Origin of the sequence: Virgibacillus salexigens (assembly GCF_014905415.1) — a bacterium.
In the GTDB taxonomy this organism is placed as follows: Bacteria; Bacillota; Bacilli; order Bacillales; family Amphibacillaceae; genus Virgibacillus; species Virgibacillus salexigens.
The window spans coordinates 1-358 of sequence record NZ_BNEO01000057.1 but is presented as its reverse complement, the minus strand read 5'-3'; the positions used below and the strand labels follow the sequence as shown (position 1 = coordinate 358).

Genomic DNA, 358 nt, shown 5'->3' with positions numbered 1-358 from the left:
GAAAACTTTGATGCAAAATCATCCACATGATAGTATCTGTGGTTGCTCTGTTGACGAAGTTCATCGTGAAATGATGACACGTTTTGAAAAAGCGAATGAAGTAGGAAAATATCTTGCTGATGATGCATTGTTTGAACTCGCTAAAGTGATTGACTTTGAAGGCCAACATCCTTTTGTAGTTTTTAATACAGCTGGACATTCTAAAACAGGTGAGGCTGAAGTTGAAGTAGTTCTTGAGCGTAAATTATTTAAAGAAGGAATTCCTGAAAAACTTTATGATGAACTTAAGACACAGCCTAAGTCAACTTATAAAGTAATCAATCGTGAAGGTCAAGAAGTCCCAGCTGAAATCAGTGAA

The 358-nt window shown here is 36.0% G+C and carries 1 pseudogene; it reads left to right on the top strand.

The window, feature by feature from the left end:
- Positions 1-358 (top strand): annotated as a pseudogene (locus tag JKP73_RS22205) (alpha-mannosidase); the annotation flags it as partial.